Source organism: Nocardiopsis sp. NPDC055879 (assembly GCF_053615935.1).
Genome location: NZ_JBSHCT010000002.1, coordinates 373,433 through 397,215, shown reverse-complemented (window position 1 = coordinate 397,215; position 23,783 = coordinate 373,433). Strand labels below are relative to the sequence as shown.

Below are 23,783 nucleotides of genomic sequence, written 5' to 3'. Positions count from 1 at the left end.
CTCAGGCCGGCTACCCGTAATCGCCTTGGTAGGCCTTTACCCCACCAACAAGCTGATAGGCCGCGAGCCCATCCCCAACCGAAAAAACTTTCCACTCGCACACCATGAGGTGGCGGGTCGTATCCGGTATTAGACGGCGTTTCCACCGCTTATCCCAGAGTCGGGGGCAGGTTGCTCACGTGTTACTCACCCGTTCGCCGCTCGTGTACCCCGAAGGGCCTTACCGCTCGACTTGCATGTGTTAAGCACGCCGCCAGCGTTCGTCCTGAGCCAGGATCAAACTCTCCATAAAGGTCATACCACCCGTTCCGGCGACCTGTGAGGGTCGGCCTGGTCCGGGTAAACCTAGAAGAAATCCTGACCGATCAACTGGCGTTGATCAATCAAAGGAACCCTACACACGATGAAGTGTGTCGGGGCCAAAACAAACATGGCTTAAAGAAAATCAAACACGCGCTGTTGAGTTCTCAAGAAACAATCACTCTTCCCGTACAAGCTCCGGAACCTTGCGGTTCTCGTCTGCTCTTCCGTGGAAGGCTTCTTCGTTGTGTCTTTACTTTATCAGGTGTTCCGTTTCCCGTCGAATCGGCGGTTTCGGTGTTCCTGATCGGGGTAAAGGCCCGTTTGTGCTTCTTTCGGCTTTGCGTTTTCGCCTGTCGGTTTGAACGCTGGGCTTTTGAAGCGACTCTTCGAGTTTACATGCTCCGAGCACCGCTCGAACCAGGCTGCTTTGAAGAGGATGTCTGTGATCGCGGTCCGGTGCCGAGCGCGAACCAGAAGGTTCTGCGCTCTCCGTCCCGCAGCGACTCGCTGAGTCTAGGTAACTGTCTCGGTGACGTCAAATCGGCCCGGTCCGGTGGGGAGATCCCCGATGTGTCCGGGCCTTCCGACCTTGATGACGCTGTCGGCCCTGATGACGCCGTCGATCCTGGTGACACCGTACGTCGACGTCGGGTCCGGGGTCTTGGATCGGCTTGCTTGTCAGGCATGAACCATCCTGCCCCTGGTCCCGGACCGGCAAACCCCGGTGTCAAGATTTTTCCGTGCCCTGGGTTTGATCCGGGGTGGGACGGACCGAAACCGACCCGTCCCACCCCGGTCACACCAGTGCGGCCAGTTCTTCGGCCAAGGCGCGGAAGGCGATGCCCCGGTGGCTGATCGCGTTCTTCTCCTCGGCGGTCAGCTCCGCCGTGGTCCGATCGTGGCCCTCGGGGACGAAGACCGGGTCATAGCCGAACCCGTTCTCTCCTCGGGGTTCCCCGACCAGGTGTCCACTCAGAACACCTTCGGCCGACCGCTCGGTCCCGTCGGGCATCACCAGCACGGCCGCGCACACGAACCGGGCGCCTCGGCGCTCCCGCGGGGTATCGGCGAGCTGGTCCAGGACCAGTTCCAGGTTGGCCCGGTCCTGGTTCCGCGCACCGAAACGGCCGGACCATCGGGCGGAGAGGACACCCGGCATCCCCCGCAGTTCGTCCACGCTCAACCCGGAGTCGTCGGCCACCGCGGGCAGACCGGTGTGCGCCGCGATCGCCCTCGCCTTCAGTCGGGCGTTTCCGACGAAGGTCGCCTCGGTCTCGGGTACCTCGGGTGCGTCGGGGAACGCGTCCAGGGCGAGGACCTCGGCCTTCACGCCCGCCTCGGCGAGGATGGCGCGCATCTCCGGCACCTTCTTCGCGTTGCGCGTGGCCAACACGATCTTCACGGTCAACTCCTCCGGACCTACTCGGACAGGCTCTTCTTCTGGATCGCGGACAGCTCCCCGCAACCGTTGGTGGCGAGGTCGAGCAGCTTGTCGAGGAGTTCGCGGTCGAACGCCGCACCCTGTCCCTCCGCGGTGCCCTGCACCTCGATGAACTTGCCGTCACCGGTGATCACGACGTTCATGTCGGTGTCGGCGACGGAGTCCTCCAGGTAGTTCAGGTCCAGCCTGGGCTGCCCCTGCACCACGCCGACGCTCACCGCTGAGAGCGAGCCGATGAGCGGGTTGGTCTTGAGCTTGCGCTTCTTGCGCAGGTACTTCATCGCGTCGGCGAGGGCCACGTAGGCACCGGTGATCGCCGCGGTGCGGGTTCCACCGTCGGCTTGGAGCACGTCGCAGTCCAGGGTGATGGTGTGTTCGCCCATCGCCTTGAAGTCGACGACGGCGCGCAGGGAGCGGCCGATCAATCGCGAGATCTCGTGGGTACGTCCGCCGATCTTGCCGCGCACGGACTCCCGGGCACCACGGGTGTCGGTGGCGCGCGGAAGCATGGCGTACTCGGCGGTGACCCACCCCTCGCCGGTCCCCCTCCGCCAGCGGGGCACACCGTCCTCGACGGTGGCCGCGCAGAGCACACGGGTGTCTCCGAACTCGATGAGCGCGGAACCTTCCGCTTGGCGGAGCCAGTTGCGGGTGATGGTCACAGGGCGAAGTTGGGTCGGAACGCGTCCGTCAGGTCGAGCCATGGTCATGAGCGTATCTCCGGTCGGACCACCTCGTGGCTCGGCCGCCGCTCAGTCGCTCAGCCGCTCAGTCGCCGATCCGGTGGACCTGTCCGCCTCGGGCGAGTTCGATGTCGCCGGCGAAGGTGGAACGGGCCTCGGACATGGTGACGTCGTCGTCGTTCCAGGGCACCAGGTGGGTGAGCAGGAGTTTGCGGACCCCGGCCCGGTCGGCGTGGTCGCCGGCCTCGCTACCGGTCAAGTGCATGTCCTTGGGGTGTTCGAGGTGGTCGTGGAAGGCGGCCTCACAGAGGAAGAGGTCGACTCCGCGGGCCAGGTCGATCAGGGAATCGCACGAGCCGGTGTCCCCGGAGTAGGCGAGGGAGGCGCCCTCGTGTTCGAGCCGGATGCCGAAGGCGTCGACGGGGTGGTTGACCCTGTCCACGCGGGCGGTCATCGGGCCGATGCGGAACTCGCCGGGGGTCAGTTCGTGGAAGTCGAAGACCTCGGTCATGCCGGGGTCGGGGTCCAGCCCGTAGATCTGGGCGAGGCGGTCGGAGACCCCGACGGGTCCGTAGACGGGGATGCGCGGCTTGGCTCCGTCGGGCGAGTACATGCGGGCGACCCAGTAGGCGCACATGTCGGCGCAGTGGTCGGTGTGCAGGTGACTGAGGTACACGGCGTCGATGGAGTAGAGGTCCGTGTAGCGCTGGAGGGCGCCCAGGGCGCCGTTGCCAAGGTCCAGAAGCAGGCGGTATCCACCGGCCTCGACCAGGTAACAGGAGGCCGGGCTGTCCGGCCCGGGGAAACTCCCGGAGGACCCGATAATCGTGAGTCGCACGTCGTCGTCGCCTTCTCGGTCGGCCGCTCTGTCTCCGTGGCCCCTGAGTGGCTGTGCGCGGGGAGTGCGGGTGGCGGCTGGTTCTGCGGATGTGCCCTTGTTACGGGTGTACCCCAATGACCGCCCTGGTGGTACAAAATGTGTCCCGCATCTCAGGCGACCTCGGTCACGTGTGAATTTTTCACACCAATTGATCAGAGATGACCGTTTTGCCCGAATAAGACAGGAGACCGGCCGCAGCAGCGACCGGTCTCCGTCACGAAGCTCGGATCAGGCCCAGAGCTGGCCGTCCAGGCGCTCCTCCGCCTCTTCGAGGGTCCCCTCGTAGGCGCCGGTGGACAGATACTTCCATCCGGCGTCGGCGATGACGAACGCGATGTCGGCGGACCGCCCCTCCCTTTCGGCCTTGCGGGCCATCCCCAGGGCGGCGTGCAGGGCGCCGCCCGTGGAGACCCCCGCGAAGATGCCCTCCTTGGCCAGGAGTTCCCTGGTCCGCTTGAGCGCGGCATCGGAGGGGACGGAGAAACGGGTGGTGAGCACCGACTCGTCATAGAGCTCGGGGACGAACCCCTCGTCGATGTTGCGCAGCCCGTAGACGAGTTCGCCGTACCGGGGTTCGGCGGCGACGATCTGAATGTCGGGCTTGTGCTCGCGCAGGTAGCGCCCCACCCCCATGAGGGTTCCGGTCGTACCGAGCCCCGCCACGAAGTGGGTGATCTCCGGCAGGTCGGCCAGCAGTTCGGGCCCGGTCGTCTCGTAGTGGGCGCGAGCGTTGGCCGGGTTGCCGTACTGGTACAGCATCACCCAGTCGGGGTTGGCCGCGGCCATCTCCTTGGCGACGCGGACGGCCTCATTGGACCCGCCCGCGGCCTCGGAGAAGTGGACCTCGGCGCCCCACATGGCGAGCAACTGCTTGCGCTCGGCGGAGGTGTTCTCCGGCATGACGCAGACCATGCGGTAGCCGCGCAGTTTGGCGACCATGGCCAGCGAGATGCCGGTGTTCCCCGACGTCGGCTCCAGGATCGTGCACCCCGGGGAGAGCAACCCGTCCTTCTCGGCCTGCTCGATCATGAAGAACGCCGCGCGATCCTTGATCGAACCGGTGGGGTTGCGGTCCTCCAGCTTCGCCCACAGCCGCACCCTCGGCGAGGGCGAGAGTCGGGGCAGGCCGACGAGCGGCGTGCCGCCGAGGGAGTCGAGTAGGGAGTCGTAGCGCATGGCCGTCCTTAGCGGCTTCCGCCGGCGACGGCGGGCAGGACGGTCACGTTGTCGCCGTCGGAGAGCTTCGCTTCGAGCCCACCGACGAATCGGACGTCCTCGTCGTTGAGGTAGACGTTGATGAAGCGGCGCAGCTTGCCGTTCTCCACCAGACGCTCGGCGATGCCGGGGTGACGGCTGTCCAGGTCGGTGAACAGCTCGCCGAGGGTGGCGCCGGACCCCTCGACGACCTTGGCGTCGTCGGTCAGGTTGCGCAGGATGGTGGGGATGCGGACCTCGATGGCCATGAAGGTGACTCCGTTAGCGGTCGTAGTTGTGCGTTCATGTCCAACAGGAGACACTCCGCCCTCATTCCGGACGGAGCCCTGCCGGTGGCGGAGCCTACTGGCGGCCGTCGCCCTCGGTGATCTCCACCGGTTCCTCGGTGACCTCGCCGTCGACGATCCGGTAGGAGCGGAACTCGACGGTGTCGGGCTCACGGGTGGAGACGAGGACGTAGTGGGCCCCCGGCTCGGAGGCGTAGGCGATGTCGGTGCGCGAGGGGTAGGCCTCGGTCGCGGTGTGGGAGTGGTAGATCACGACGGGTTCCTCGTCGCGGTCGTCCATCCCACGCCAGACCTTGAGCTGCTCGATCGAGTCGAAACGGTAGAAGGTCGGTGACCGTTCGGCGTTGAGCATCTCGATGAACCGCTCCGGGCGGTCGGAGCCCTCGGGGCCGGCGACGACACCACACGCCTCGTCGGGGTGGTCGCGGCGGGCGTGTGCGACGATCTGGTCGTAGATCGAGCGGTCAATCCTCAGCATGGCTCCAGGGTACCCACCCATTCTTCTCTACCAACCGAGTGGGTATTGTTGCCCCGGCTGGTGGGGCGGCTGCGAAGCTCCAACCCTCAACGAATAGGCTCGCTCCTATGAGAGAGGACGGCAGCAGTGCGCTGCTCACCGACCACTATGAACTGACGATGCTCCAGGGCGCCCTGCACAGCGGCGCCGCCGCACGCAGGTCGGTGTTCGAGATGTTCGCCAGGCGCCTACCCGAAGGCCGTCGTTACGGCGTCGTGGCGGGCACCGGGCGCTTCCTGGACCTACTGGAACGCTTCCGCTTCGGCCGTGCGGAACTGGACTTCCTGTCCGACCACGGTGTCGTGGACGAGCCCACCCTGGAGTGGCTCGCCGACTACCGCTTCTCGGGCAACGTCTGGGGCTACGGCGAGGGAGAGGCCTACTTCCCCGGCTCCCCCATTCTCGTGGTGGAGTCCACGTTCGCCGAGGCCGTGATCCTGGAGACCCTCGCCCTGTCGGTCTACAACCACGACAGCGCGATCGCCTCGGCGGCCAGCCGCATGTCGGTCGCGGCCGGCGACCGCCCGCTCATCGAGATGGGGTCCCGCCGCACCCACGAACGCTCCGCCGTGGCCGCGGCCCGCGCCGCCTACGTGGCCGGGTTCGCGACCTCTTCCAACCTGGAGGCGGGACGCTCGTTCGGGGTACCGACCGGCGGCACCGCGGCGCACGCCTTCACCCTGCTGCACGACAGCGAACAGCACGCGTTCAAGGCCCAGCTGGAATCCATGGGCATGGGCACCACCCTGTTGGTGGACACCTATGACGTCGAACGCGCGGTGCGTCACGCCGTGGAGTTGGCCGGCAAGGAGCTCGGAGCCGTCCGGATCGACTCCGGTGACCTGGGCGCGACCGCGTCCCGGGTGCGCGCCCAACTCGACGGGCTCGGCGCCACCGACACCGAGATCGTGGTCACCGGCGACCTCGACGAGCACTCCATCCAGGCTCTGGCCGTGGCCCCGGTGGACGGCTATGGCGTGGGAACGTCCCTGGTCACGGGTTCCGGCGCCCCGACCGTCTCGCTGGTGTACAAACTGGTGGCACGGGCGCGCGGCCTGGCGGACGACGCCCCGCTGGAACCGGTCGCCAAGCGTTCGGTGGGCAAACCGAGCCGGGGCGGCCGCAAGTGGTCGGTGCGCCGATTGGACGACAAGGGCGTCGCGGTGTCCGAGGAGGTGTACCCGCACGACCCGGGCGAGGTCGTCGGTACCCGTCCGTTGTTGCGGCCGCTGGTCGTCGACGGGGAGATCGTGGGCCGGGAGACGGTCCACCAGGCCCGTGAACGCCACCGGGCGACCGTGGCGGAACTGCCGGAGCAGGCGCTGCGGATGTCCCGCGGCGACGCCTCGCTGCCGACGATCTTCCACTGAAGTCCCAGACCCGACCCGATCCTGGAAGAGAGGTGCCGGACATGACGAGGGCACTCATCGTGGTGGACGTACAGAACGACTTCTGTGAGGGCGGCAGCCTCGGTGTGAAGGGCGGAGCGCGTACCGCGGCCGCCGTCACCGAGCACTCCCGCGCCGGTGGCTACGACCACGTGGTGGCCACCCGTGACCACCACATCGACCCGGGGGCGCACTTCTCCGACACCCCCGACTTCGTGGACACCTGGCCGCCGCACTGCGTGGTCGGTACCCCCGGCGCGGAGTTCCACGCCGACTTCGACGCCTCGGTGGCGGAGGAGATCTTCGGCAAGGGCCAGTACACGGCGGCCTACAGCGGTTTCGAGGGGACCGCGCGAGATGGTGAGACGACCCTGGTCGCGTGGTTGCGCGAACGGAACGTGGACGAGGTGGACGTGGTGGGCATCGCCACCGACCACTGTGTGCGGGCCACCGCGCTGGACGCCCGGGAAGAGGGGTTCCGGACGCGGGTGCTGCTCGGTCTGACCGCGGGCGTGGCCGCGCCCACGGTCGAGTCGGCGCTGGAGCGGTTGCGCGCCGCCGGCGTGGAGCTGGAGGGCGAGCCGCTGGTCGGTTGAGCCCCTGCCCTGACGACGAAGCGGCCGTGACCGGAGAGGTCACGGCCGCTTCTTGACTCCGGCGCGGCGCTCGACCTAGGCGATGCCGATGGCGGAGCGGACGTCCTTCAGGACCCGGCGGGCGCGCTCACGGGCGCGGTCCAGGCCGGAGGCGAGGATGTCGTCGAGCTCGGTCTCGGAGGCCATGAGCTCCTCGTAGCGGTCGCGCTTGGGGCCGAGTTCGGTGTCGACCGCCTCGAACAGTTCCTTCTTGAGGTCGCCCCAGCCCATGCCGCCCGCTTCCAGACGCTTGCGCACGTCGGCGACCTTGTCGGCGTCGGCGAAGTGTGTGAGCAGCTGGAACGGGATCGAGGAATCCGGGTCCTTGGGGTCCTCCACCGGGGTGGAGTCGGTGGGGATCCGGTTGATGGCCTTGCGGAGCTTCTTCTGCGACAGGAACAGCGGGATGTGGTTGTCGTAGGACTTGCTCATCTTGCGGCCGTCTGTGCCGGGCAGGATGCTCGCTTCGCTGTCGTCGATGACGCCCTTGGGGATCGGGAAGCTGTAGGAGTCCCCGAAGCGGTGGTTGAAGTACCCGGCGATGTCGGCGGTGTACTCGATGTGCTGCGACTGGTCGCGGCCGACGGGGACCTGGGTGCCCTCCATGACGAGGATGTCCGCGGCCATGAGGATGGGGTAGTTGTACAGCCCCATGTTGACGCCCGAGTCGAGGTCGGTGACGCCGGCCTCGGTGTTGCGGTCCCGAACGGCCTTGTAGGCGTGCGCGCGGTTCATGAGCCCCTTGGGGGTGAGGGTGCTCAGGATGGTGGTGAGCTCGAAGGTCTCGGGGATGGAGGACTGGCGGTAGAAGACCGTGCGCTCGGGCTCGAGCCCACAGGCCAGCCAGGTGGCAGCGCCCGACCGGATGCTGTGACGAAGCTCGTCCGCGTCCTTGATGATGTTGAGCGCGTGATAGTCGGCGATGAAGTAGAAGGTGTCGTAGCGCTCGGCGGCCGCGAGGGCGGGCTTGATCGCGCCGATGTAGTTGCCCAGGTGGAAGTCGCCGGTGGGCTTGATCCCGGTCAGGTACGTGTTGGCTGCCATGTCTCAAGCCTAGCGGCGCGCACCACCCGCTCCCCGCCCGACTTATGGCCAAGCCCCCATCCCTGAGGCATACTTTCAGTATGACTTCCATGGATACCACGATCAAGGTCCCACGATCCCTGAGAGAGCGCATCAGCAAGAGGGCGAGACACCGCCGGGTCACCATGGCTCGCGCGATCGAAGAGGCACTGGACGAGGCCGAGGAGTTGGAGTTCTGGTCCGACGTGCGCATGTACAACGAGAGCCTCACCAAGGAGGACCGGCGTGCCCGCCTCGATGACCGGACACTCCAGGACGACCTCTCAGACCCGGGGGACGACGAACTGACCGCAGAGGAAGCCTGGTGAAGCGAGGCGAGATCCACATGGCCGACCTGGGAGACCCGGTCGGCCACGAACAAGGGATGCGCCGTCCGGTTCTCCTGGTCAACGCTCAACTCTGGTTGGAGTCCCACCCACCCGTGGTCATGGCGGTCCCGTTGACCCGAACCCACCGGGGAAGTCGGACCCATGTGGAGATCGAGCCGGGTTCCTCGGGACTGAAAGCGTTCAGCTACGCCAAGTGCGAGGACCTGCGCTCGATCTCTCCCGAACGGCTCGGACGACGGTTCGGTCGTGTCGACGATCTCGTCCTGTTCGAGGTGGAAACGGTCCTGCGCAGACTACTCGCCCTTTGAGGTGGCGATTCGTGGCGCCACGGGTGGTGTGACGCCACGAACCCGGGTCAGGCCTGTGGCGCGCCCTCGCGGAAGGCGGCCCAGTGCTCGGCCATGCGATCCGCCTGCCCCTTGGTGAAGTGGGTCATGCAGGCGTCGTCGCTGTAGTTCATGAAGTTGGTGACCGGGTCCTCGCCCTCGCGTTCGGGGCAGGTGTCCCGGCCCTCGGGGCAACCGGAGGCGGCCTCGCGTTCGTAGGGGGTGTCGTCGACGTAGTCGCCCGGGCTCTCGCAACCGTTCTGGAAGGTGTGGAACAACCCCAGCCAGTGACCGACCTCGTGGGTTCCGGTGTGCCCCTCGTTGAACTTCTCGCGGCCACCGCCGGGCAGGGTGTCGTGCGCGATCGCGACCCCGTCCTGGTCGGGGTTGTCGGCGTAGTCCTGCGGGAACGTGGAGAAGCCCAGCAGTCCGCTGCCCAGGTCCGCGGTGTAGATGTTCAGGGTCTCGGGGCCGCCCTGGCGCAGTTCGGCGCGGATCTCGTCGCGCTGCTCTCCGAAGTCGCGGAACCAGGTGTCGTTCTCGGTCCGCGTGACGTCGGCGAGCTCGAAGCGGAATCCGGTGTCGGTGCCCTCCGAGCCCTTCGCGTACTCGCCCTGGTACGCCCGGTTGAGCACGTCCACCTGGTCGTCGACGCGTTCGTCGGAGATCTCGCCGCTGCCGTCGCTCGCGGAGATCACGTGCATGACCACGGGCACGGTGTAGGGCGCGGCGGCCTCATGGTCGCGGATCCGTTCCATCGCCCGGCGGAGGCCTTCCTCGTACTCGGCGGCCTGTTCCGGGGTGACCTCCACACCGTCGGAGGGTCCGGCGTGCGGGTCGGCGACCCTGCGTTCGGCCTCCGCGACCGGTTCCGTGCCGGGTGGGCAATACGGTTCGTTCGCCACCGTGGCCGCCGAGACGTTCTCCGGAGCCGCCACCCCCTGGGTGGTCGGCTCCGGAGAAGTACTCGCCACCAGGCCGGTCAACGTGACCGCGCAAAGGGACAGTCCGGACCAGAGCGCGGCTGTGCCACCGCGAGAGCTTCGTCGAATCATCTCACGCACAGTAGCGACACAATCGCCCACAGTTTGCCTGCCTTGCGCGGCGTTGCGAAGTATTTGCCCGATTCGACTGGTCAGTGACTATTTCTGCCCGACGGCCCAGGCGCGCAGCTTGGCGATGCGTTCCTGGATCTGATCCGGGGTGGCCTGCGCGACGGGCGGCCCACCACAGGCGCGCCGCAGCTCGTTGTGGATGGCACCGTGCGGTTTTCCGGTCCGATGGTGCCAGGCCCCCACCAACCCACTGAGTTCGCGACGCAGGTCGGCCAGGATCTGGTGGGTGGGCCCCTTGGGCTCCTCCGGTTCCTGCCTGCCCTTGGCCTTGAGCTCACTCGCCTTCAGGTCCGCCTTGCGCTTGCGCAACAACTGGGAGACCTGGTCGGGGTCGAGCAGCCCGGGCAGCCCGAGGAAGTCCTCCTCCTCACTGGACCCCGCGGCGCCGCCCCCGTACTCCAGGCCGTCGTACAGCGCCCGGTCGAACTCGGCGGCGGACTCCATCGTCTCGAACGGGAGCTCCTCCCCCGCGTCCGGCGAGTCCTTCTTCTTGTTCGCCTCCCGGAGCAGGTCCTCCTCCGGGTACTCGTCGTCACCTGGTGTCTTGTCCAGGACGTGGTCGCGCTCGCGCTCCATCTCGCCCGCGTACTCCAACAGCGTGGGCACCGACGGCAGGAACACCGACGCCACCTCGCCACGCTTGCGGACCCGCACGAAACGCCCGATGGCCTGCGCGAAGAACAGCGGGGTGCTGGTGGAGGTGGCGTACACGCCCACCATCAGACGGGGCACGTCCACACCTTCGGAGACCATGCGCACCGCGACCATCCAACGATCGTCGCCGGCGGCGAACCGGGAGATCTTCTTGGAGGCCGTGGGGTCGTCGGAGAGCACCACGGTGGCGCCCTTGCCGGTGATCTGCCGCAGGATCCGTGAATAGGCGCGGGCGTTCTCGTGGTCGCTGGCGATGACCAGCGCGCCGGCGTCCGGGTGTGTCTTGCGCACCTCTGTCAGGCGCCGGTCGGCGGCCTGCAGGACCTTCTTGATCCAGTCGCCCTTGGGGTCGAGCGCGGCCCGCCAGGCCTGGGAGAGCGCGTCCTGGGTGAGCGGTTCGCCCAGGCGTGCGGCGAGTTCGTCACCGGCCTTGGTCCGCCAGCGCATCTCACCGGAGTAGGCCATGAAGATGACCGGGCGCACCACGCCGTCCTCCAGCGCGGGCGCGTACCCGTAGCTGTAGTCCCACGAGCAACGTCTGACCCCGGCACCGTCCTGGACGTAGTCCACGAACGGGATGGGGTTGATGTCGGAGCGGAACGGGGTGCCGGTCAGTGAGAGCCTTCGGGTGGCCGGGTCGAAGGCCTCCCGTGCCGCCTCGCCCCAGGACAGGGCGTCGCCGGCGTGGTGGACCTCGTCGAAGATCACCAGGGTCTTGCGCGCCTCGGTGCGGTTGCGGTGCAACATCGGGTGCGCGGCCACCTGCGCGTAGGTGACGGCCGCACCGAGGTACTGACGCCCCAGTGCGCCCTGCCCGTTCTTGAACTCGGGGTCGATGGGGATCCCGAACCGCGCCGCGGCCTCCGCCCACTGCTTCTTGAGGTGCTCGGTGGGGCAGACGATGGTGATCGAACGCACTGCGTGCCGTTGGAGGAGCTCACTGGCCAGGGTGAGGGCGAAGGTGGTCTTGCCCGCGCCGGGGGTGGCCACCGCGAGGAAGTCGCGCGGCTGCCTGCGGAAGTACTCCTCGAAGGCCTCCCTCTGCCAGGCCCGAAGGCCGCTCAGGCGATCCTCTTGCGAGGTCTGCGTCACCGTCATTCGTCTCGTCCCCCGTTGCTCACCTGCTAGAGGTTAGTGGTTGCCCGGTCCGGAAGATGGAGCCCCGGCAGTGGTGCCGCGCACAGCGGCCCACCATTCCACCACCTCACGACGGGCGGCACGGTGCCCGTGCACCGCGCCGCCCTGTTGTTCCTCTTCAGCGTCGAAACCGCTGTCTTTCCTCGTGTCCTAAACGCCGCCCTCTTCGGCTTCCGGGTCGGCCCCGGGATCGCCTCCCAGCTCATCACCGGTGGATTCGGCGTCCTCACCGGGCACGCCGGCGGGGGCCTCCTCACCTCCGATGTTCGACGTGTCCACCGCACCGTCGTTGAACGGCATGTGGGGGGAGATCGCCGGGAAGGCGAAGAACCACAGCAGCGCGGCGGCACCCGCGAGCAGGCCGACCATCATGATGAACTTCGACGCCCATGGTCCCGGCAGGACGCGCCAGATCAGGCCGTACATTCGTGAACCCTCCCTAGGCTTCCGGCGCCATGTGCGCGATGGACTCCGGCATGCCCTCGGACTTGGGCGTGGTCTCGGCCAGTTCCGCCCAGACGATGAGCCGGTGCGTGTTGTTGAGCTTGGGCGCGCAGGTGGTGAGGGTGAGCAGCGCACGTCCGGGTTCCTCTTCCGAGGCGTCCTCGAAGGGGTCGGGGGTGACCACCCAGAAGTCCTCGGGCAACACGGTCTCCTCTCGGAAGACCTCGTAGGTATAGAAGTTCTCGCCGTCCTCCAGGACCATGACGTCGCCCTCGTCGAGCAGGTCGAGGTCCCAGAACAGGCCGGGGGTGCGGTGGGCGGCCACGCCGTAGTTGCCCATCTCACCGGGTGCGCTGTCGAACTGGGTGTAGCGACCGGGACTGTAGCGGATGTCGTCGGGCTCGGTGCCGTTGACGACGACCCAGTCCAGGTCCAGGCTCGGAACGTACAGGCGGCTGTCGGCGCTGCCGGGCAGCGGCTCCGAGTCGGGCCCCTGCACGGTCTCCTCCGTGGCGGCCCAGGCCTCGTCGAGCCCGTCCGCCAGCCCCTGCTGTTCGCGGTCGGTCTCCCACTGGGAGCCGTACACCTCGTAACCGGCGTAGAACAGCATCAGCAGACCCGCGGTCAGCAGGATCTCGCCGAAGAACCGTACGAAACCGCGGACGACGTCACCGGGGGTGGTCTTCGGTTTGCGGGCGCGCCGCCTCCCGCCCCTGGAGGAGCGGGGGCGGTGCTCCTCGTTCTCGGGGTGGGGCTCATCGCGCGACTGCCGTTCAGTTGTGGACACCAATACGACCTACTCCTGTGGACGCTTTCGTGTGCACCCGGGTGACCGGAGTGGGACGACGAGCGGGACCCCCGTACGCGGATGCGGCAGTACTTCGACCTCGTGTCGGTACACGGCGCTGAGCAACGACGCGGTGAAGACGTCGGCGGGGGTGCCCTGCGCTGCGACCCGTCCTCCGGAGAGTACCGCCACACGATGGGCGTACGCGGCCGCAAGCCCCAAATCGTGCAGGACCACGATAACCGCCCCACCGTGGGACGCCAGTGTACGCGCGATCCCCAGAACGAGTTCCTGGTGGCGGATGTCGAGCGCCGCGGTGGGTTCGTCCAGCAGGAGCAGGGAGGTGTCCTGGGCCAATACGCGGGCGAGCATCACCCGGGCTCGTTCGCCGCCGGAGAGCGTGGGGAAACGTCGGTCGGCGAGCTGTTCGACACCGACCCGCGCCATGGCCTCGCGCACGAGTGCGGCGTCCTGATCGGGGGTGCTCAGCCCGGCCCAGGGCGCCCGCCCCATGGTGACGAGCTCGTGCACGGAGAACGGGAAGCCGACCGTGGCCTCCTGGGGCAGGACGGCGCGGCGCAGCGCGAGTTCGGGCGGGGTCCACTCCTCCAGCGGGCGGTCGAACAGGCGCACCGTGCCCGAGTCCCGCTCCCCCTTACCGGGTGCTCCGGTGACGTCCCCGGAAACGGCGCGCAACAGCGTGGACTTGCCGGCGCCGTTGGGGCCGACCAGCGCCAGCAGCTCCCCGGAACGGACGGTGACATCGACCCCGTCGAGCAGGGCCCGCCCACCCCTGCGGACGGTGACGTCCCGCGCTCGGACCACGGGGGCGCCGGGTTCGAGGGGTTCGGGCCGATCGGGTGCCCGGGTGAGTGGGGCGACGGCTGACGCGAACCGGCGGCGCAGCGGGGACCCCGTGGTCATGACCAGCCTCCTTGCTTGGCGCGGGTGCGGTGCAGCAGGTAGAAGAAGAACGGTCCGCCCAGGGCCGCGGTGACCACGCCGAGTGGGATCTCGGCGGGGGCGGCCGCGGTTCGGGCGAGCAGGTCGGCGGCGAGCAGGAGCAGCCCGCCGCCCAGCGCCGAGGCGGGCAGCAGCACCCGGTGTCCGGGACCGGTGACCATCCGGATGATGTGGGGTACGACCAGTCCGACGAACGCGACGATCCCCGCGAAGGCGACCGCGGCGGAGGTCAGCAACGCCATCGCGGTGATGATCACCAAACGCATGCGTTCGACGTCCACGCCCAGATGACGGGCGGGCCCCTCGCCGAGGGACAACAGGTCGAGCTTGCGCGCGTAGAACGGGATGACGGACAGGCCCAGCAACAGGCACGGCGCGATCGCGGCGACCTTGGACCAGGTGGCGGTGGAGACGCTGCCCAGCTGCCAGAAGGTGATGGTCTGGATCTCGGCGTCCTGGGAGAAGTTGGTCATCAGCCCGATGGCCGCGCCGGCGATGGCGTTGACCGCGATACCGGTGAGCAGCAGGGTGACGACCTCGGTACGGCCGCCGGAGCGCGCGAACACGTACACGAACAACGTGGTGAGCAGGCCGAAGACGAACGCCGACGCGATGATCGTCCAGTGACCGAGCACGGTCAGCCCGGTGAAGATGACCACGATCGCGCCGACGGCCGCGCCGGAGGAGACGCCGATGACGCCGGGTTCGGCGAGGGGGTTGCCGAAGATGCCCTGCATCATGGCGCCGGCGCTGCCCAGGGCCGCACCGACCATGACGGCCAGGACCACACGGGGCAGGCGCACGTCCCACAGGACGGTCTCGGCGATCTGGTCGGGCAGGCCGCCGACCCGCAGGCCCACCGCGTCCAGGAGGGAGGCCGCGACCTGGCCGGCGGGGATCGGGTAGGCGCCCACACCGGCGGCGATCACGGAGACGACGACGAGTCCGACGGACAGGCCCGTGATCAGCAGGGTGGCGCGCAGGCGTCGGCAGAGGGTCCCGGGGGTGGCCCCGCCGTCGTCCGCGGGGGCGTCGTCGGATCCGGTGGTGGGGCGTGGGGACAGGGCGGTCACTCGTCGCCCTCCGCACCCGAGGCGTCGCCGGTCTCGCCGGTGACCGCGGCGAGTTCCTCGGCCATGGTGGTGATGACCTGCGGGGTGCGGGGACCGAAGTTGAGCAGGACGCCGTCCTCGAAGTCGATGACGGCCTGGTTCCGTCCGGCCGGGGTCTGCGCGACGCCGGGAATCTCGGAAAGTCCGGCGACGCCGCCGACCGATTCCAGTCCCTTGGTCATGACCAGCAGGACGTCGGGGCGTGCCTCGATGAGCGCTTCGGTGGTGATGGGGGTGAAGGCCGTGGTCAGGCCCATCTCGACACCGGCGTCGCGGGCTCCGATCTCTTCGAGCAGGGCGTCGGCGCCCGAGCCGGGGCCGCCGAGCAGGTACACGCCGGCGGTGCCGCGCAGATAGAGGAAGGCGACGAGGGGATCGCCGCTGGTCTCCAGGGAACTCTCGCGCACCTGCGCCATCTGCTCCTGGGTGCGTTCGGCCAGGAGGGTGCCGGAGTCGGGGACGCCGAGGGCCCGTGCCACACGTTCGAAGCGGGGATACATCTCGTCGATGGACCAGGCCTCTTCGACGATGACGACGGGGATGCCGGAGTTCTGGACCTGTTCGATCACCTCGGGCGGGCCGGTCTGGGTGTCGGCGAGGATCACGGTGGGTCGGAGGGCCAGGACCGTCTCGGCCGAGACCTCGTGGCCCTCACTGATGACGGGCAGGTCGGCGGCCTCGTCGAAGGTGGCGGCCACGTCGCGGCCGACCACGTTGTCGCCCAGACCGAGCGTGAAGACGATCTCGGCGAGGCTTCCGGTGAGCGGGAGGATGCGTTCGGCGTCGGTCACCTCGACGTCCTCGTACTCCAGGGGGTCGGAGGAGGAGCGGTAGGGGTCGAGGAGCACGGATTCGACGGTGACGGGGAGTTCGGGGGCCGCGACCTCGTCCAGGATCTGGAGGCGGTTCTCGGACAGGTCCGGGATGCCGCCCGCGTCCCCTGACGCGTCCACGGGGGCGTCGGGGCCCGTGCAGGCGGTCAGGGCCAGGGTGCAGGCGATGGCGAGGGCGAGCGGGCCGAGACCACCGCGCGGGAGGGTTCGGGGGACGGCGTGGGGCATGGCGATCGCTTTCGGTTGAGCCGGGATGCCGGTCGGGGCCGCGGAGCGGGTCACGACAAGACCTTTTATATGACAGGTCGTCAGATCCTTGACAACCTCGTCGCTTCAGTGGTCAACTATTGCGGCGCCGGATCGAGTTAGGCAAGGCTCACTTCACATAGGTAAGCATAACCTAAAATCGTTTCCCCCACCTCACGCGGAGGTCGGCCCCTCGTCCGACCCGCCCGACAACTAAGGCCCCTGATGCGAGCAGCGGTTCCCCTCCGTGGGCTTGTCCCACCCCTGGCCACCGTCGCCGCGGCGACGCTTCTGGTCGCCGGCGCACCCTCGACGGTGCTCGCCGAACCCATCGACGAACCAGTCCACCCCCGAACCACCACCGTGAACCGAACCCAGGGACTCGACCCCGAGGGCGACAGCGTCACGGTCGCCGGCATCGGGCACACCCCCGGTTCCCGGATCGAGATCACCACGCGCGCCGTCCCCGCCGAGGCACGGGGCACCGACGAGGTCGACGAGACCGCCGTACTCGACGACGACAACACCGTCACCACCGACGTGGACGAGCGCGGCCTGTTCGGCGTCACCCTCGACACCGGTGTCGACTTCGCCGCCGAGGCGGGCCTGGACACCGAGGAGGATCCCTTCGAGATCGTCGTCCTCGACGCCGAGCCGCCCGAGCGGACGGACGAGGTGGATGGGACGGGTGAGTCGGTCGAGCCCACCGATGACGGTGTGGTCTCCGACCCCGGCGCGGGAATGAGCGCCCCGGTGCTTGCACCCGTCTCCCCCGCCGTACCAGCGGTCGTGGCCGCGGTTCCGGTCGTCTTCGCCGTGCCCGCCGCCGTTCCCGAGAACCGGCCGCAGAGCGCTTCCCGGAGCGCGCCGCAGGCGGCCCCGCACAACGCTCCCCAAGCCCTGCCCCGGACCCCGGGCGATCTGTCGCTCAGCGTCTCCAAGACCAGCGGGATCGACCCCGACGGGGAGACCGTGACCGTCACCGGCTCCGGCTACGACACCGCCAAGGGCATCTACGTGGCCCTGTGCGACACCGCCAACGCCGGTTCGAGCGTCGCGCCCGGGCCGTGCATCGGTGGGGTGGACATGGAAGGCGAGGGCGGTTCGTCCGCCTGGATCTCCAGCAACCCGCCGCCCTACGGAGAGGGCCTGGCCACCCCCTACACGGGTGGCGGGACCGACGGCGGCTTCACCGTGGAACTGGCCGTCAAGGCCAAGGACGACAACACCGACTGCACCGCGGCAGGCACCGAGTGCGCCGTGGTGACCCGAAACGACCACACCCGCTCCAGCGACCGCGGTCAGGACGAGTTCGTCCCGGTGACCTTCGCGGGGCAGGCGGGCGACGGCGGTGGCGGGTCCGGCGATGGTTCCGGCTCCGACGAGGGCGCGGGTTCCGGTTCTGGCGGGGGTGGCGCGAGCGGCGGCTCCGGTGCGGGCGGCGCGAGCGGCTCCGGATCCGGCTCCGGTTCCGGCGGCTCCGGTGGCGACGGGCCCCTGGCCCTGACCGGCGCCCCGTTGGCGGGGTTGCTGCTGACCGCCGTGGTGGCCTCTCTGGCCGGTGTCACCGCGCTGGTGGCGACCCGACGCCGGGCGGGTGGGACCGACCCGACCACCGCGTGATCTCGGGGGACGGTGGGGCTCTCACAACCGGGAGGCGGAGGCACCACCCCCACCTCGAACGCTGTGGACGACCGCCCCTCCTCCCTCCTCATGACCCGCTCTCCCTCGGCGGGTACCGCCGCGCCCGCTCAGCGCGCACCCGCCGCCCCCGCACCATCCCCGGTCCCGACGCGCGATCGAGACCGAATCACCTCTCCCCCGACACGATGGGAACCACCGATCACATGAGCACCAACACGAACCATGAGGGCGACGGCAGGGCCCGCCGGGCGCTGCGCTCCCTCACCGCCTACGTGGGCGCGGCCGCCCTCGGGGCCTCCCTCACCGTGGCGGCGGCCCCGGCCGCGATGGCCGACGAGGCGCCCGTCTCCCTGGACGGCGGTTCCGCCACCTGGGGTGTCAAGCAGTCCTTCCGCAACTACATCGGCAGCCCCATCGCCGATGGTGAGATCACCGCGTCCGACGGCGCGAGTGTCAACGACGACGGGACCTTCGACTTCCCGACCGTGGACGGCTCCGTCTCCAAGGAGGACGCCTCCGGTGAGGTGAGCTTCGGCGGCCGGGTGGTCTTCGCGGGCCACGACTACGGTCAGGGCGCGGTCCTGGAGGTCCATGTCGCCGACCCCCGCGTGGAGTTCGACGGCGACGGCTCCGCCACCGTGTACGCCGAGGTCACCAGCCGCGAATTCAACGGTGCGAACCCGAACCTGCCGCCCGGCGACCTGGTCGATTTCGGCGAGGTCCCCGTGACCGAGCTGACCGGCGCCGAACTGATCGTGGACGGCGACTCCCTCGCCCTCACCTCCGAGGCGGGCACCCTGCACGCCGACGCGGTCGAGGCCTTCGCCGGCTTCTATGGTGCGGGTGATCCGATGGACCCGCTGTCCTTCACCACCACCGCCGTGGAGGGCGGCGAGCCCGGTGAACCGGGTGAGCCCACCCACGACCCGAGGGTCACCGTCTCCAAGACCGAGGAACTGAACCCCGAGGGCGAGACCGTCACCGTCGACGGCACCGGTTTCCGTCCCGGCCAGGGCGTGTACGTCGCCCTGACCGCCGCCGAGCGGTCGGCGGACTCCTTCCCGGAGCACCACACCGGCGCGGTGTGGCTGCGTGGTGCCGACGCCCCCGGTGACGAGGGCACCTTCTCCACCGAGGTCGAGGTGTCCGGCGCCTACGACGCCGAGGAGACGACCTACGACTGCGTCGAGACCCGGTGCTACGTCGCGGTCTTCAACGACCACACCGACATCGGCAACCGCGACCAGGACGTGTGGACCCCGATCTCCTTCGCCACCGAGGACGATGGTGAGGGCGGCGACGACGGCGATGGTGACGGCGACGGCGGGAACGGCGAGGGCGAACTCCCCGAGGGCGACCTGACCGTTTTCAACGGCCGCGCCGACTGGGGCGTCAAGGAGTCCTTCCGCAACTACATCGAGGGCGACATCGCCGCCGGTGAGATCACCACGTCCGAAGGCGCCACCCGTGGCGAGGACGGGACCTTCTCGTTCACCGACGCCACCGGCCGGGCGAACCTGGACGACGTCACCGCCGAGATCGACCTCACCGGCACCGTGCTCTTCGAGGGCCACGTCTACGGTGACGCCGACCCGCTGCTGTACATGTCCGTCACCGACCCGCGCGTGGAGATCGACGGCGAGGCGGGCACCCTGTACGCCGACGTGGTCAGCAAGTCCCTGACCGACGCCGAACTCGTCACCTACGACGACGTCGCCCTGGCCGACCTGGACCTGTCCGGTGTCGACGCCGAGGTCGACGAGGGTGTGTTGAGCTGGGGCCCGATCCCGACCGCCCTCACCGCCGAAGGCGTCCCCGCGTTCGCCGACTTCTACGTCGAGGGTGAGCGACTGGACCCGATCTCGCTGGCCGTGAGCGTGGACGAGGACGTTCAGGTCCCCGGCGGCGGCGACGGCGACAATGGTGGTGGCGACGGCGGGCCGACCCCCGGCCCCGGTGACGGTGAGGGCGGTGGCAAGCCCGGGCTCCCCAACACCGGTACCGCCCTGGCCGGTCTGCTGACCGCGGCCGCGGCCGCGGTGGCGGCGGGCGGCGTGGCGATCGCGGTCTCGCGCCGACGCAACGGCGCGGACGGCGCCGGCACCGAGGACGGCGAACTCTAGCCCCCCGGTCCGTCTCGAACACGACGAAGGCCTTGGCTCACCCGCGGGGGTGGGTCAAGGCCTTACGGGTGCGACCGGAAGGGCCGTCTACTTCATCATGTCCTCGTACGCCTGCTTGCACTCCGGGCACACGGGGAACTTCTTCGGGTCGCGGTTGGGTACCCACACCTTGCCGCACAGGGCGATCACCGGGTCACCGGTCACCGCGCTCTGGGTGATCTTCTCCTTCTGCACGTAGTGCGCGAACCGCTCGCGATCACCATCGTCGTGCGAGATGTCCGGCCTGGTCTCGCTGTCCGGAAGAACCTTGTTCAGGACGTCCATCGACATCGTCCTCACACCTTTCAACGTCTGGACCCCACGGTATAGGGTGCCGCGGCCCGTCTCAGTCTCACCGGGGACAAGCTTGCGCTCAGTTCATGGTGGGGTCGTCCGGGTAGGTCGACAAAAGGGCCATCTCTCCGCCCTGCCGGCGCAGGACCCGTGACCACAACCCCTCGGGGGTGGCACCGAAAAGGTCGTCGGCGAACGCGTCGACCACGAACCAGGCGCCCTCCTCGATCTCCCCTTGGAGCTGCCCCGAACCCCAACCGGAGTAACCGGCGAAGACGCGCAGAGCCGCCAGGGAGGAGCCGAGCATCTCGGGCGGCCCGTCCAGGTCCACGACTCCCACGCCGTCCAGTCCCGTTCCGGGGGGTGGACCCACCAACGGGGACCAACCCGGGGGCTCGTCCTCGGGGACTGCGCTGCCCAGGGCGATACCCGAGTCGGTGCCCACCGGCCCGCCCGAGAACATCACCGCCGGGGAACTGGCGTAGGCGCCCCACGAGTTCACGACCTCGCCCACCGGAAGTTCCAGCGGACGGTTGAGGATCACCCCGAGGGTGCCGTCGGCGGCGTCGTCTACGACGAACACCACCGAACGGCGGAAGGAGTCCTCTTGAAGCAAGGGGGCGGCCACCAGTAGGCGCCCGGTCAGAGTCGACTGGTCCATGGTCCACCTTTACCCGAAAGGCGACCGGTCGGGCGCCCTATCAGGAGGGTTCGGCGAGACTGTTCAGGCCTTGGTCTCCTGGCCGCGCTGAGCGACCTCGCGGACCGCGTTGGCCACGTGGGTGGACAGCTCCGGGTGGAAGACGCTCGGGATGATGTAGTTCGGGCCCAGTTCGTCCTCGGTGACGACGTCGGCGAGGGCTTCGGCGGCGGCGACCATCATGTCCGAGGTGACGTTGTGGCTCTGGGCGTCCAGCAGACCGCGGAAGAAGCCGGGGAAGACCAGCACGTTGTTGATCTGGTTCGGGTAGTCGCTGCGTCCGGTGGCCACGACCGAGGCGTGCAGGTGCGCGATGTCGGGGTCGACCTCCGGGTCGGGGTTGGCCAGCGCGAAGATGATCGAGTCCTCGTTCATCTCGGCGATGTCCTCGCCGTCGAGCAGGTTCGGGGCGGAGACGCCGATGAACACGTCGGCTCCGGCGACGGCGCCCTTGAGGTCGCCGCTGTAGCCGCCCTGGTTGGTGTGTTCGGCGATCCAGCCCAGGTTCTGGTCCAGGTCCTCGCGTCCGGAGTGGACGGAGCCGTGCACGTCGTTGACGATGATGTCGCGCGCTCCGGCGTGCATGAGCAGCTTGAGGATGGCGGTACCGGCCGCGCCCGCGCCGGACATGACGACGCGGACCTCGGACAGCTTCTTGCCGACCACGCGCAGGGCGTTGCGCAGGGCGGCCAGGACGACGATGGCGGTGCCGTGCTGGTCATCGTGGAAGACGGGGATGTCCAGGAGTTCGCGCAGGCGGGCCTCGACCTCGAAGCAGCGAGGGGCGGAGATGTCCTCCAGGTTGATGCCGCCGAACCCGGGGGCGAGCAGCTGGACGGTTCGGACGATCTCGTCGACGTCCTGGGTGTCCAGGGCGATGGGCCATGCGTCGATGTCGGAGAAGCGTTTGAACAGGGCGGCCTTGCCCTCCATGACGGGCATGGCGGCCTCGGGGCCGATGTTGCCCAGGCCCAGGACGGCGGATCCGTCGGTGACCACGGCGACGCTGTTGCGCTTGATGGTCAGGCGACGGGCGTCTTCCTTGTTGGCGGCGATGGCCTGGGAGACGCGGGCGACTCCGGGGGTGTAGGCCATGGAGAGTTCGTCGCGGTTGCGCAGCGGCACCTTCGACTTCATCTCGATCTTGCCGCCGAGGTGCATGAGGAAGGTGCGGTCGCTGACCTTGTGGACGACGACCCCGTCGACGGCGCCGAGGGCGTCGACGATCGCCTGGGCGTGCTCGGTGTCGCGAGCGGCGCAGGTGACGTCGATGCGGATGCGCTCGTGCCCAGCGGCCGCCACGTCGAGGGCGGTGATCATGCCGCCGACCTGCTCCACCGCGTTGGTGAGGCTGCCGACCGCGCTACCTCCGGCGTCCAGTTCCAGTCGGACGGTGATGGAGTACGAAACGCTGGGAAGGGTGGCCACGTGTTGCTCCTTGGCTTTGGCTGGTGTCATCCGTCCGCGGGGCGCACCGGCGGCCCCTCCCGTGGACGTACGTACCGACCCCGGAACGGCTGTGGCCCTGCACGCCATGGATCCGCCCCGGTGGCTCTGGTCGGCTCTCGCGCGCCGATAACACGGGGGTTCGTTCTCCGTGCCGGCGACGCTTCCCGCCGTGGCATCCGTAGAGGGGTGCCTTCGAAAGCGGGGGCTCGGTTGACGGCCGGGGGCTGGCTGGAAACCCACAACCGAGTCGCTTCACCCTACCTGAGTCAAGGGGGGAACGTCAGCACAAGAGGACAATTAACGCTTGCGGAAAAAATCGCATTAATTCCTATCTCCGGCGCGGTCTTCGGCCGCCCGAACCACCATGTCCGCACAGGCGTCGGTGGAGAGCACGGCGGAATCGACCACCAAGTGGTAGTGGCCCGGATCGGCCGGATCGACCCGGTAGAACCGGCGCACGTAGGCGGCGCGAGCGCGGTCGTTGTCGCTCAGCAGTTTCGCGGTGGGCGGGGTGGGGCCCCACCCCTTGCCACCGAACTCCTCCCGGTTCCCGAGTTCCCACAGACGGCGGGCTCGGCGCAGGCGGGCCTCACGGCTTCCGTCCAGCCGTACGTGCAGGGCGCCCGGGTGGTCGGCCAGGATCACCGCGGCGGCACGACCGAGGACGACCCCGCCGGCGCGGGCCACGTCCTTGATGACCCGTTCGGTCTGTTCGACGAACTCGTGGTCGTAGAGGAGACGACCCTCGTCGTCCATGGTGCCGAAATAGGCGGTTTCGACGCTGCCGAGGGTGACGGTGGGCAGCCGGGCCGCGCTGGCGAGGAGTCGCTCGAAGCCGCCCGGAGCACGGTCGTCGCGTTGGAGGGCCTCGTCGAGCGAGCAGCCGATCTGTTCGGCGACGGCGCTGGGGACCGCGCGGTCGAGGAAGGGGACGCCCAGCCGGGCGGCGATGGCCGGGCCGATGACGCTGCCGCCGGCGCCGAAGGTGGCCGAGATCGTCACGACGGGGGCTCCGCCGGGATGCGGGGTGCGGTCGGTCGTCATGGTCCACCTGCCCGGTCGTGCTGTGGACCGTGTCTCCGCGGCCCGCCGTGTAGTTCTTTTACCCGGCGAGGGGGCGACCATCCCACCCGTCTTCGCTACGGCAAATACCGCA

Annotated in this window: 24 protein-coding genes and 1 rRNA gene; 6 read left to right on the top strand and 19 right to left on the bottom strand. The window is 68.8% G+C overall.

Translation table 11 applies throughout. The features are described from left to right. The 7 genes from ACWGKS_RS04005 to ACWGKS_RS03975 all read right to left on the bottom strand — a co-directional run. A 16S ribosomal RNA gene (locus tag ACWGKS_RS04005) occupies positions 1–292 on the bottom strand; the annotation flags it as partial. A gap of 807 nt (positions 293–1,099) precedes the next feature. Further along, entirely contained in the window at positions 1,100–1,705 is a 606-nt protein-coding gene (gene rdgB, locus ACWGKS_RS04000) for an RdgB/HAM1 family non-canonical purine NTP pyrophosphatase (RefSeq protein ID WP_358515675.1), read from the bottom strand. Between the two features lie 17 nt (positions 1,706–1,722). After that, complete coding sequence (rph, locus tag ACWGKS_RS03995; protein ID WP_358515673.1) at positions 1,723–2,448, bottom strand: ribonuclease PH; 726 nt, start codon at positions 2,446–2,448, stop codon at positions 1,723–1,725. 64 nt (positions 2,449–2,512) lie between these two features. Continuing rightward, positions 2,513–3,265, bottom strand: a complete 753-nt coding sequence (locus ACWGKS_RS03990; RefSeq protein ID WP_358515670.1) for an MBL fold metallo-hydrolase — start codon at positions 3,263–3,265, stop codon at positions 2,513–2,515. A gap of 270 nt (positions 3,266–3,535) precedes the next feature. After that, positions 3,536–4,483 carry a PLP-dependent cysteine synthase family protein gene (locus tag ACWGKS_RS03985; RefSeq protein WP_358515667.1) on the bottom strand — a complete coding sequence of 316 codons (948 nt, stop codon included), beginning with the start codon at positions 4,481–4,483 and terminating at the stop codon, positions 3,536–3,538. 8 nt (positions 4,484–4,491) lie between these two features. Next, positions 4,492–4,770, bottom strand: coding sequence for a MoaD/ThiS family protein (locus ACWGKS_RS03980; RefSeq protein ID WP_067608473.1), 279 nt, complete (start codon positions 4,768–4,770; stop codon positions 4,492–4,494). 94 nt (positions 4,771–4,864) lie between these two features. After that, positions 4,865–5,287: a M67 family metallopeptidase gene (locus ACWGKS_RS03975; protein ID WP_358515664.1), complete on the bottom strand. Its 423-nt coding sequence runs from the start codon at positions 5,285–5,287 to the stop codon at positions 4,865–4,867. Between the two features lie 107 nt (positions 5,288–5,394). Between ACWGKS_RS03975 and ACWGKS_RS03970 the strand changes: the two genes are divergently transcribed. Together ACWGKS_RS03970 and ACWGKS_RS03965 are read left to right on the top strand one after the other, a co-directional pair. Further along, positions 5,395–6,696, top strand: a complete 1,302-nt coding sequence (locus ACWGKS_RS03970; RefSeq protein WP_358515661.1) for a nicotinate phosphoribosyltransferase — start codon at positions 5,395–5,397, stop codon at positions 6,694–6,696. A gap of 41 nt (positions 6,697–6,737) precedes the next feature. Then, positions 6,738–7,310 carry a nicotinamidase gene (locus ACWGKS_RS03965; RefSeq protein ID WP_358515658.1) on the top strand — a complete coding sequence of 191 codons (573 nt, stop codon included), beginning with the start codon at positions 6,738–6,740 and terminating at the stop codon, positions 7,308–7,310. Positions 7,311–7,385: 75 nt separating this feature from the next. On the opposite strand, the gene ACWGKS_RS03960 is transcribed toward ACWGKS_RS03965, so the two are convergent. Further along, on the bottom strand, positions 7,386–8,393 hold the full coding sequence (locus ACWGKS_RS03960; RefSeq protein ID WP_358515655.1) for a tryptophan--tRNA ligase: 1,008 nt from the start codon (positions 8,391–8,393) through the stop codon (positions 7,386–7,388). 80 nt (positions 8,394–8,473) lie between these two features. Between ACWGKS_RS03960 and ACWGKS_RS03955 the strand changes: the two genes are divergently transcribed. Together ACWGKS_RS03955 and ACWGKS_RS03950 are read left to right on the top strand one after the other, a co-directional pair. Further along, positions 8,474–8,740: a hypothetical protein gene (locus ACWGKS_RS03955; protein WP_358515652.1), complete on the top strand. Its 267-nt coding sequence runs from the start codon at positions 8,474–8,476 to the stop codon at positions 8,738–8,740. Next, positions 8,737–9,069, top strand: a complete 333-nt coding sequence (locus ACWGKS_RS03950) for a type II toxin-antitoxin system PemK/MazF family toxin (RefSeq protein WP_358515649.1) — start codon at positions 8,737–8,739, stop codon at positions 9,067–9,069. Before ACWGKS_RS03955 ends, ACWGKS_RS03950 begins: the two co-directional genes overlap by 4 nt. A gap of 47 nt (positions 9,070–9,116) precedes the next feature. On the opposite strand, the gene ACWGKS_RS03945 is transcribed toward ACWGKS_RS03950, so the two are convergent. The 7 genes from ACWGKS_RS03945 to ACWGKS_RS03915 form a co-directional block, all read right to left on the bottom strand. Further along, positions 9,117–10,142, bottom strand: coding sequence for a zinc metalloprotease (locus ACWGKS_RS03945; protein ID WP_358515646.1), 1,026 nt, complete (start codon positions 10,140–10,142; stop codon positions 9,117–9,119). An 87-nt stretch (positions 10,143–10,229) separates the two neighbouring features. After that, positions 10,230–11,954 carry a DEAD/DEAH box helicase gene (locus ACWGKS_RS03940; RefSeq protein ID WP_358515643.1) on the bottom strand — a complete coding sequence of 575 codons (1,725 nt, stop codon included), beginning with the start codon at positions 11,952–11,954 and terminating at the stop codon, positions 10,230–10,232. 189 nt (positions 11,955–12,143) lie between these two features. After that, positions 12,144–12,419, bottom strand: a complete 276-nt coding sequence (locus ACWGKS_RS03935) for a hypothetical protein (protein ID WP_358515640.1) — start codon at positions 12,417–12,419, stop codon at positions 12,144–12,146. A 13-nt stretch (positions 12,420–12,432) separates the two neighbouring features. After that, complete coding sequence (locus ACWGKS_RS03930; protein ID WP_358515637.1) at positions 12,433–13,227, bottom strand: class E sortase; 795 nt, start codon at positions 13,225–13,227, stop codon at positions 12,433–12,435. Positions 13,228–13,233: 6 nt separating this feature from the next. After that, on the bottom strand, positions 13,234–14,148 hold the full coding sequence (locus ACWGKS_RS03925) for a heme ABC transporter ATP-binding protein (RefSeq protein ID WP_358515634.1): 915 nt from the start codon (positions 14,146–14,148) through the stop codon (positions 13,234–13,236). Next, positions 14,145–15,260 (bottom strand): FecCD family ABC transporter permease, encoded by a 1,116-nt coding sequence (locus ACWGKS_RS03920; RefSeq protein ID WP_452521663.1) that lies wholly within the window; start codon positions 15,258–15,260, stop codon positions 14,145–14,147. Before ACWGKS_RS03920 ends, ACWGKS_RS03925 begins: the two co-directional genes overlap by 4 nt. Next, the gene (locus ACWGKS_RS03915) at positions 15,257–16,360 is read right to left on the bottom strand and encodes a heme/hemin ABC transporter substrate-binding protein (RefSeq protein WP_452521675.1); all 1,104 of its coding nucleotides are present in this window, start codon (positions 16,358–16,360) and stop codon (positions 15,257–15,259) included. The genes ACWGKS_RS03920 and ACWGKS_RS03915 overlap by 4 nt, the downstream gene beginning before the upstream one ends. 243 nt (positions 16,361–16,603) lie before the next feature. Between ACWGKS_RS03915 and ACWGKS_RS03910 the strand changes: the two genes are divergently transcribed. Both ACWGKS_RS03910 and ACWGKS_RS03905 read left to right on the top strand, forming a co-directional pair. Next, positions 16,604–18,001 (top strand): cell wall protein, encoded by a 1,398-nt coding sequence (locus tag ACWGKS_RS03910; RefSeq protein WP_358512135.1) that lies wholly within the window; start codon positions 16,604–16,606, stop codon positions 17,999–18,001. A gap of 224 nt (positions 18,002–18,225) precedes the next feature. Further along, positions 18,226–20,145, top strand: a complete 1,920-nt coding sequence (locus ACWGKS_RS03905; RefSeq protein WP_358512137.1) for an HtaA domain-containing protein — start codon at positions 18,226–18,228, stop codon at positions 20,143–20,145. 87 nt (positions 20,146–20,232) lie between these two features. Here the strand turns inward: ACWGKS_RS03905 and ACWGKS_RS03900 are convergent, their stop codons facing one another. The 4 genes from ACWGKS_RS03900 to ACWGKS_RS03885 all read right to left on the bottom strand — a co-directional run bounded on the left by ACWGKS_RS03900 (position 20,233) and on the right by ACWGKS_RS03885 (position 23,671). Further along, positions 20,233–20,475, bottom strand: a complete 243-nt coding sequence (locus ACWGKS_RS03900; RefSeq protein ID WP_358512140.1) for a DUF3039 domain-containing protein — start codon at positions 20,473–20,475, stop codon at positions 20,233–20,235. Positions 20,476–20,557: 82 nt separating this feature from the next. Continuing rightward, complete coding sequence (locus ACWGKS_RS03895) at positions 20,558–21,139, bottom strand: YqgE/AlgH family protein (protein ID WP_358512143.1); 582 nt, start codon at positions 21,137–21,139, stop codon at positions 20,558–20,560. 63 nt (positions 21,140–21,202) lie between these two features. Continuing rightward, positions 21,203–22,606, bottom strand: a complete 1,404-nt coding sequence (locus tag ACWGKS_RS03890) for an NAD-dependent malic enzyme (RefSeq protein ID WP_358512146.1) — start codon at positions 22,604–22,606, stop codon at positions 21,203–21,205. A gap of 342 nt (positions 22,607–22,948) precedes the next feature. Further along, complete coding sequence (locus ACWGKS_RS03885; RefSeq protein ID WP_358512149.1) at positions 22,949–23,671, bottom strand: cytidylate kinase-like family protein; 723 nt, start codon at positions 23,669–23,671, stop codon at positions 22,949–22,951. Between the last annotated feature and the right edge of the window lie 112 nt (positions 23,672–23,783).

Bases quoted from the DNA above. Each gene is read 5' to 3' on its own strand.
- rph (WP_358515673.1), bottom strand. From the start codon at position 2,448: ATGGCTCGACCTGACGGACGCGTTCCGACCCAACTTCGCCCTGTGACC.
- ACWGKS_RS03985 (WP_358515667.1), bottom strand. From the start codon at position 4,483: ATGCGCTACGACTCCCTACTCGACTCCCTCGGCGGCACGCCGCTCGTC.
- ACWGKS_RS03980 (WP_067608473.1), bottom strand. From the start codon at position 4,770: ATGGCCATCGAGGTCCGCATCCCCACCATCCTGCGCAACCTGACCGAC.
- ACWGKS_RS03975 (WP_358515664.1), bottom strand. From the start codon at position 5,287: ATGCTGAGGATTGACCGCTCGATCTACGACCAGATCGTCGCACACGCC.
- ACWGKS_RS03970 (WP_358515661.1), top strand. From the start codon at position 5,395: ATGAGAGAGGACGGCAGCAGTGCGCTGCTCACCGACCACTATGAACTG.
- ACWGKS_RS03965 (WP_358515658.1), top strand. From the start codon at position 6,738: ATGACGAGGGCACTCATCGTGGTGGACGTACAGAACGACTTCTGTGAG.
- ACWGKS_RS03960 (WP_358515655.1), bottom strand. From the start codon at position 8,393: ATGGCAGCCAACACGTACCTGACCGGGATCAAGCCCACCGGCGACTTC.
- ACWGKS_RS03955 (WP_358515652.1), top strand. From the start codon at position 8,474: ATGACTTCCATGGATACCACGATCAAGGTCCCACGATCCCTGAGAGAG.
- ACWGKS_RS03945 (WP_358515646.1), bottom strand. From the start codon at position 10,142: ATGATTCGACGAAGCTCTCGCGGTGGCACAGCCGCGCTCTGGTCCGGA.
- ACWGKS_RS03940 (WP_358515643.1), bottom strand. From the start codon at position 11,954: ATGACGGTGACGCAGACCTCGCAAGAGGATCGCCTGAGCGGCCTTCGG.
- ACWGKS_RS03935 (WP_358515640.1), bottom strand. From the start codon at position 12,419: ATGTACGGCCTGATCTGGCGCGTCCTGCCGGGACCATGGGCGTCGAAG.
- ACWGKS_RS03925 (WP_358515634.1), bottom strand. From the start codon at position 14,148: ATGACCACGGGGTCCCCGCTGCGCCGCCGGTTCGCGTCAGCCGTCGCC.
- ACWGKS_RS03915 (WP_452521675.1), bottom strand. From the start codon at position 16,360: ATGCCCCACGCCGTCCCCCGAACCCTCCCGCGCGGTGGTCTCGGCCCG.
- ACWGKS_RS03910 (WP_358512135.1), top strand. From the start codon at position 16,604: ATGCGAGCAGCGGTTCCCCTCCGTGGGCTTGTCCCACCCCTGGCCACC.
- ACWGKS_RS03905 (WP_358512137.1), top strand. From the start codon at position 18,226: ATGAGCACCAACACGAACCATGAGGGCGACGGCAGGGCCCGCCGGGCG.
- ACWGKS_RS03900 (WP_358512140.1), bottom strand. From the start codon at position 20,475: ATGTCGATGGACGTCCTGAACAAGGTTCTTCCGGACAGCGAGACCAGG.
- ACWGKS_RS03895 (WP_358512143.1), bottom strand. From the start codon at position 21,139: ATGGACCAGTCGACTCTGACCGGGCGCCTACTGGTGGCCGCCCCCTTG.
- ACWGKS_RS03885 (WP_358512149.1), bottom strand. From the start codon at position 23,671: ATGACGACCGACCGCACCCCGCATCCCGGCGGAGCCCCCGTCGTGACG.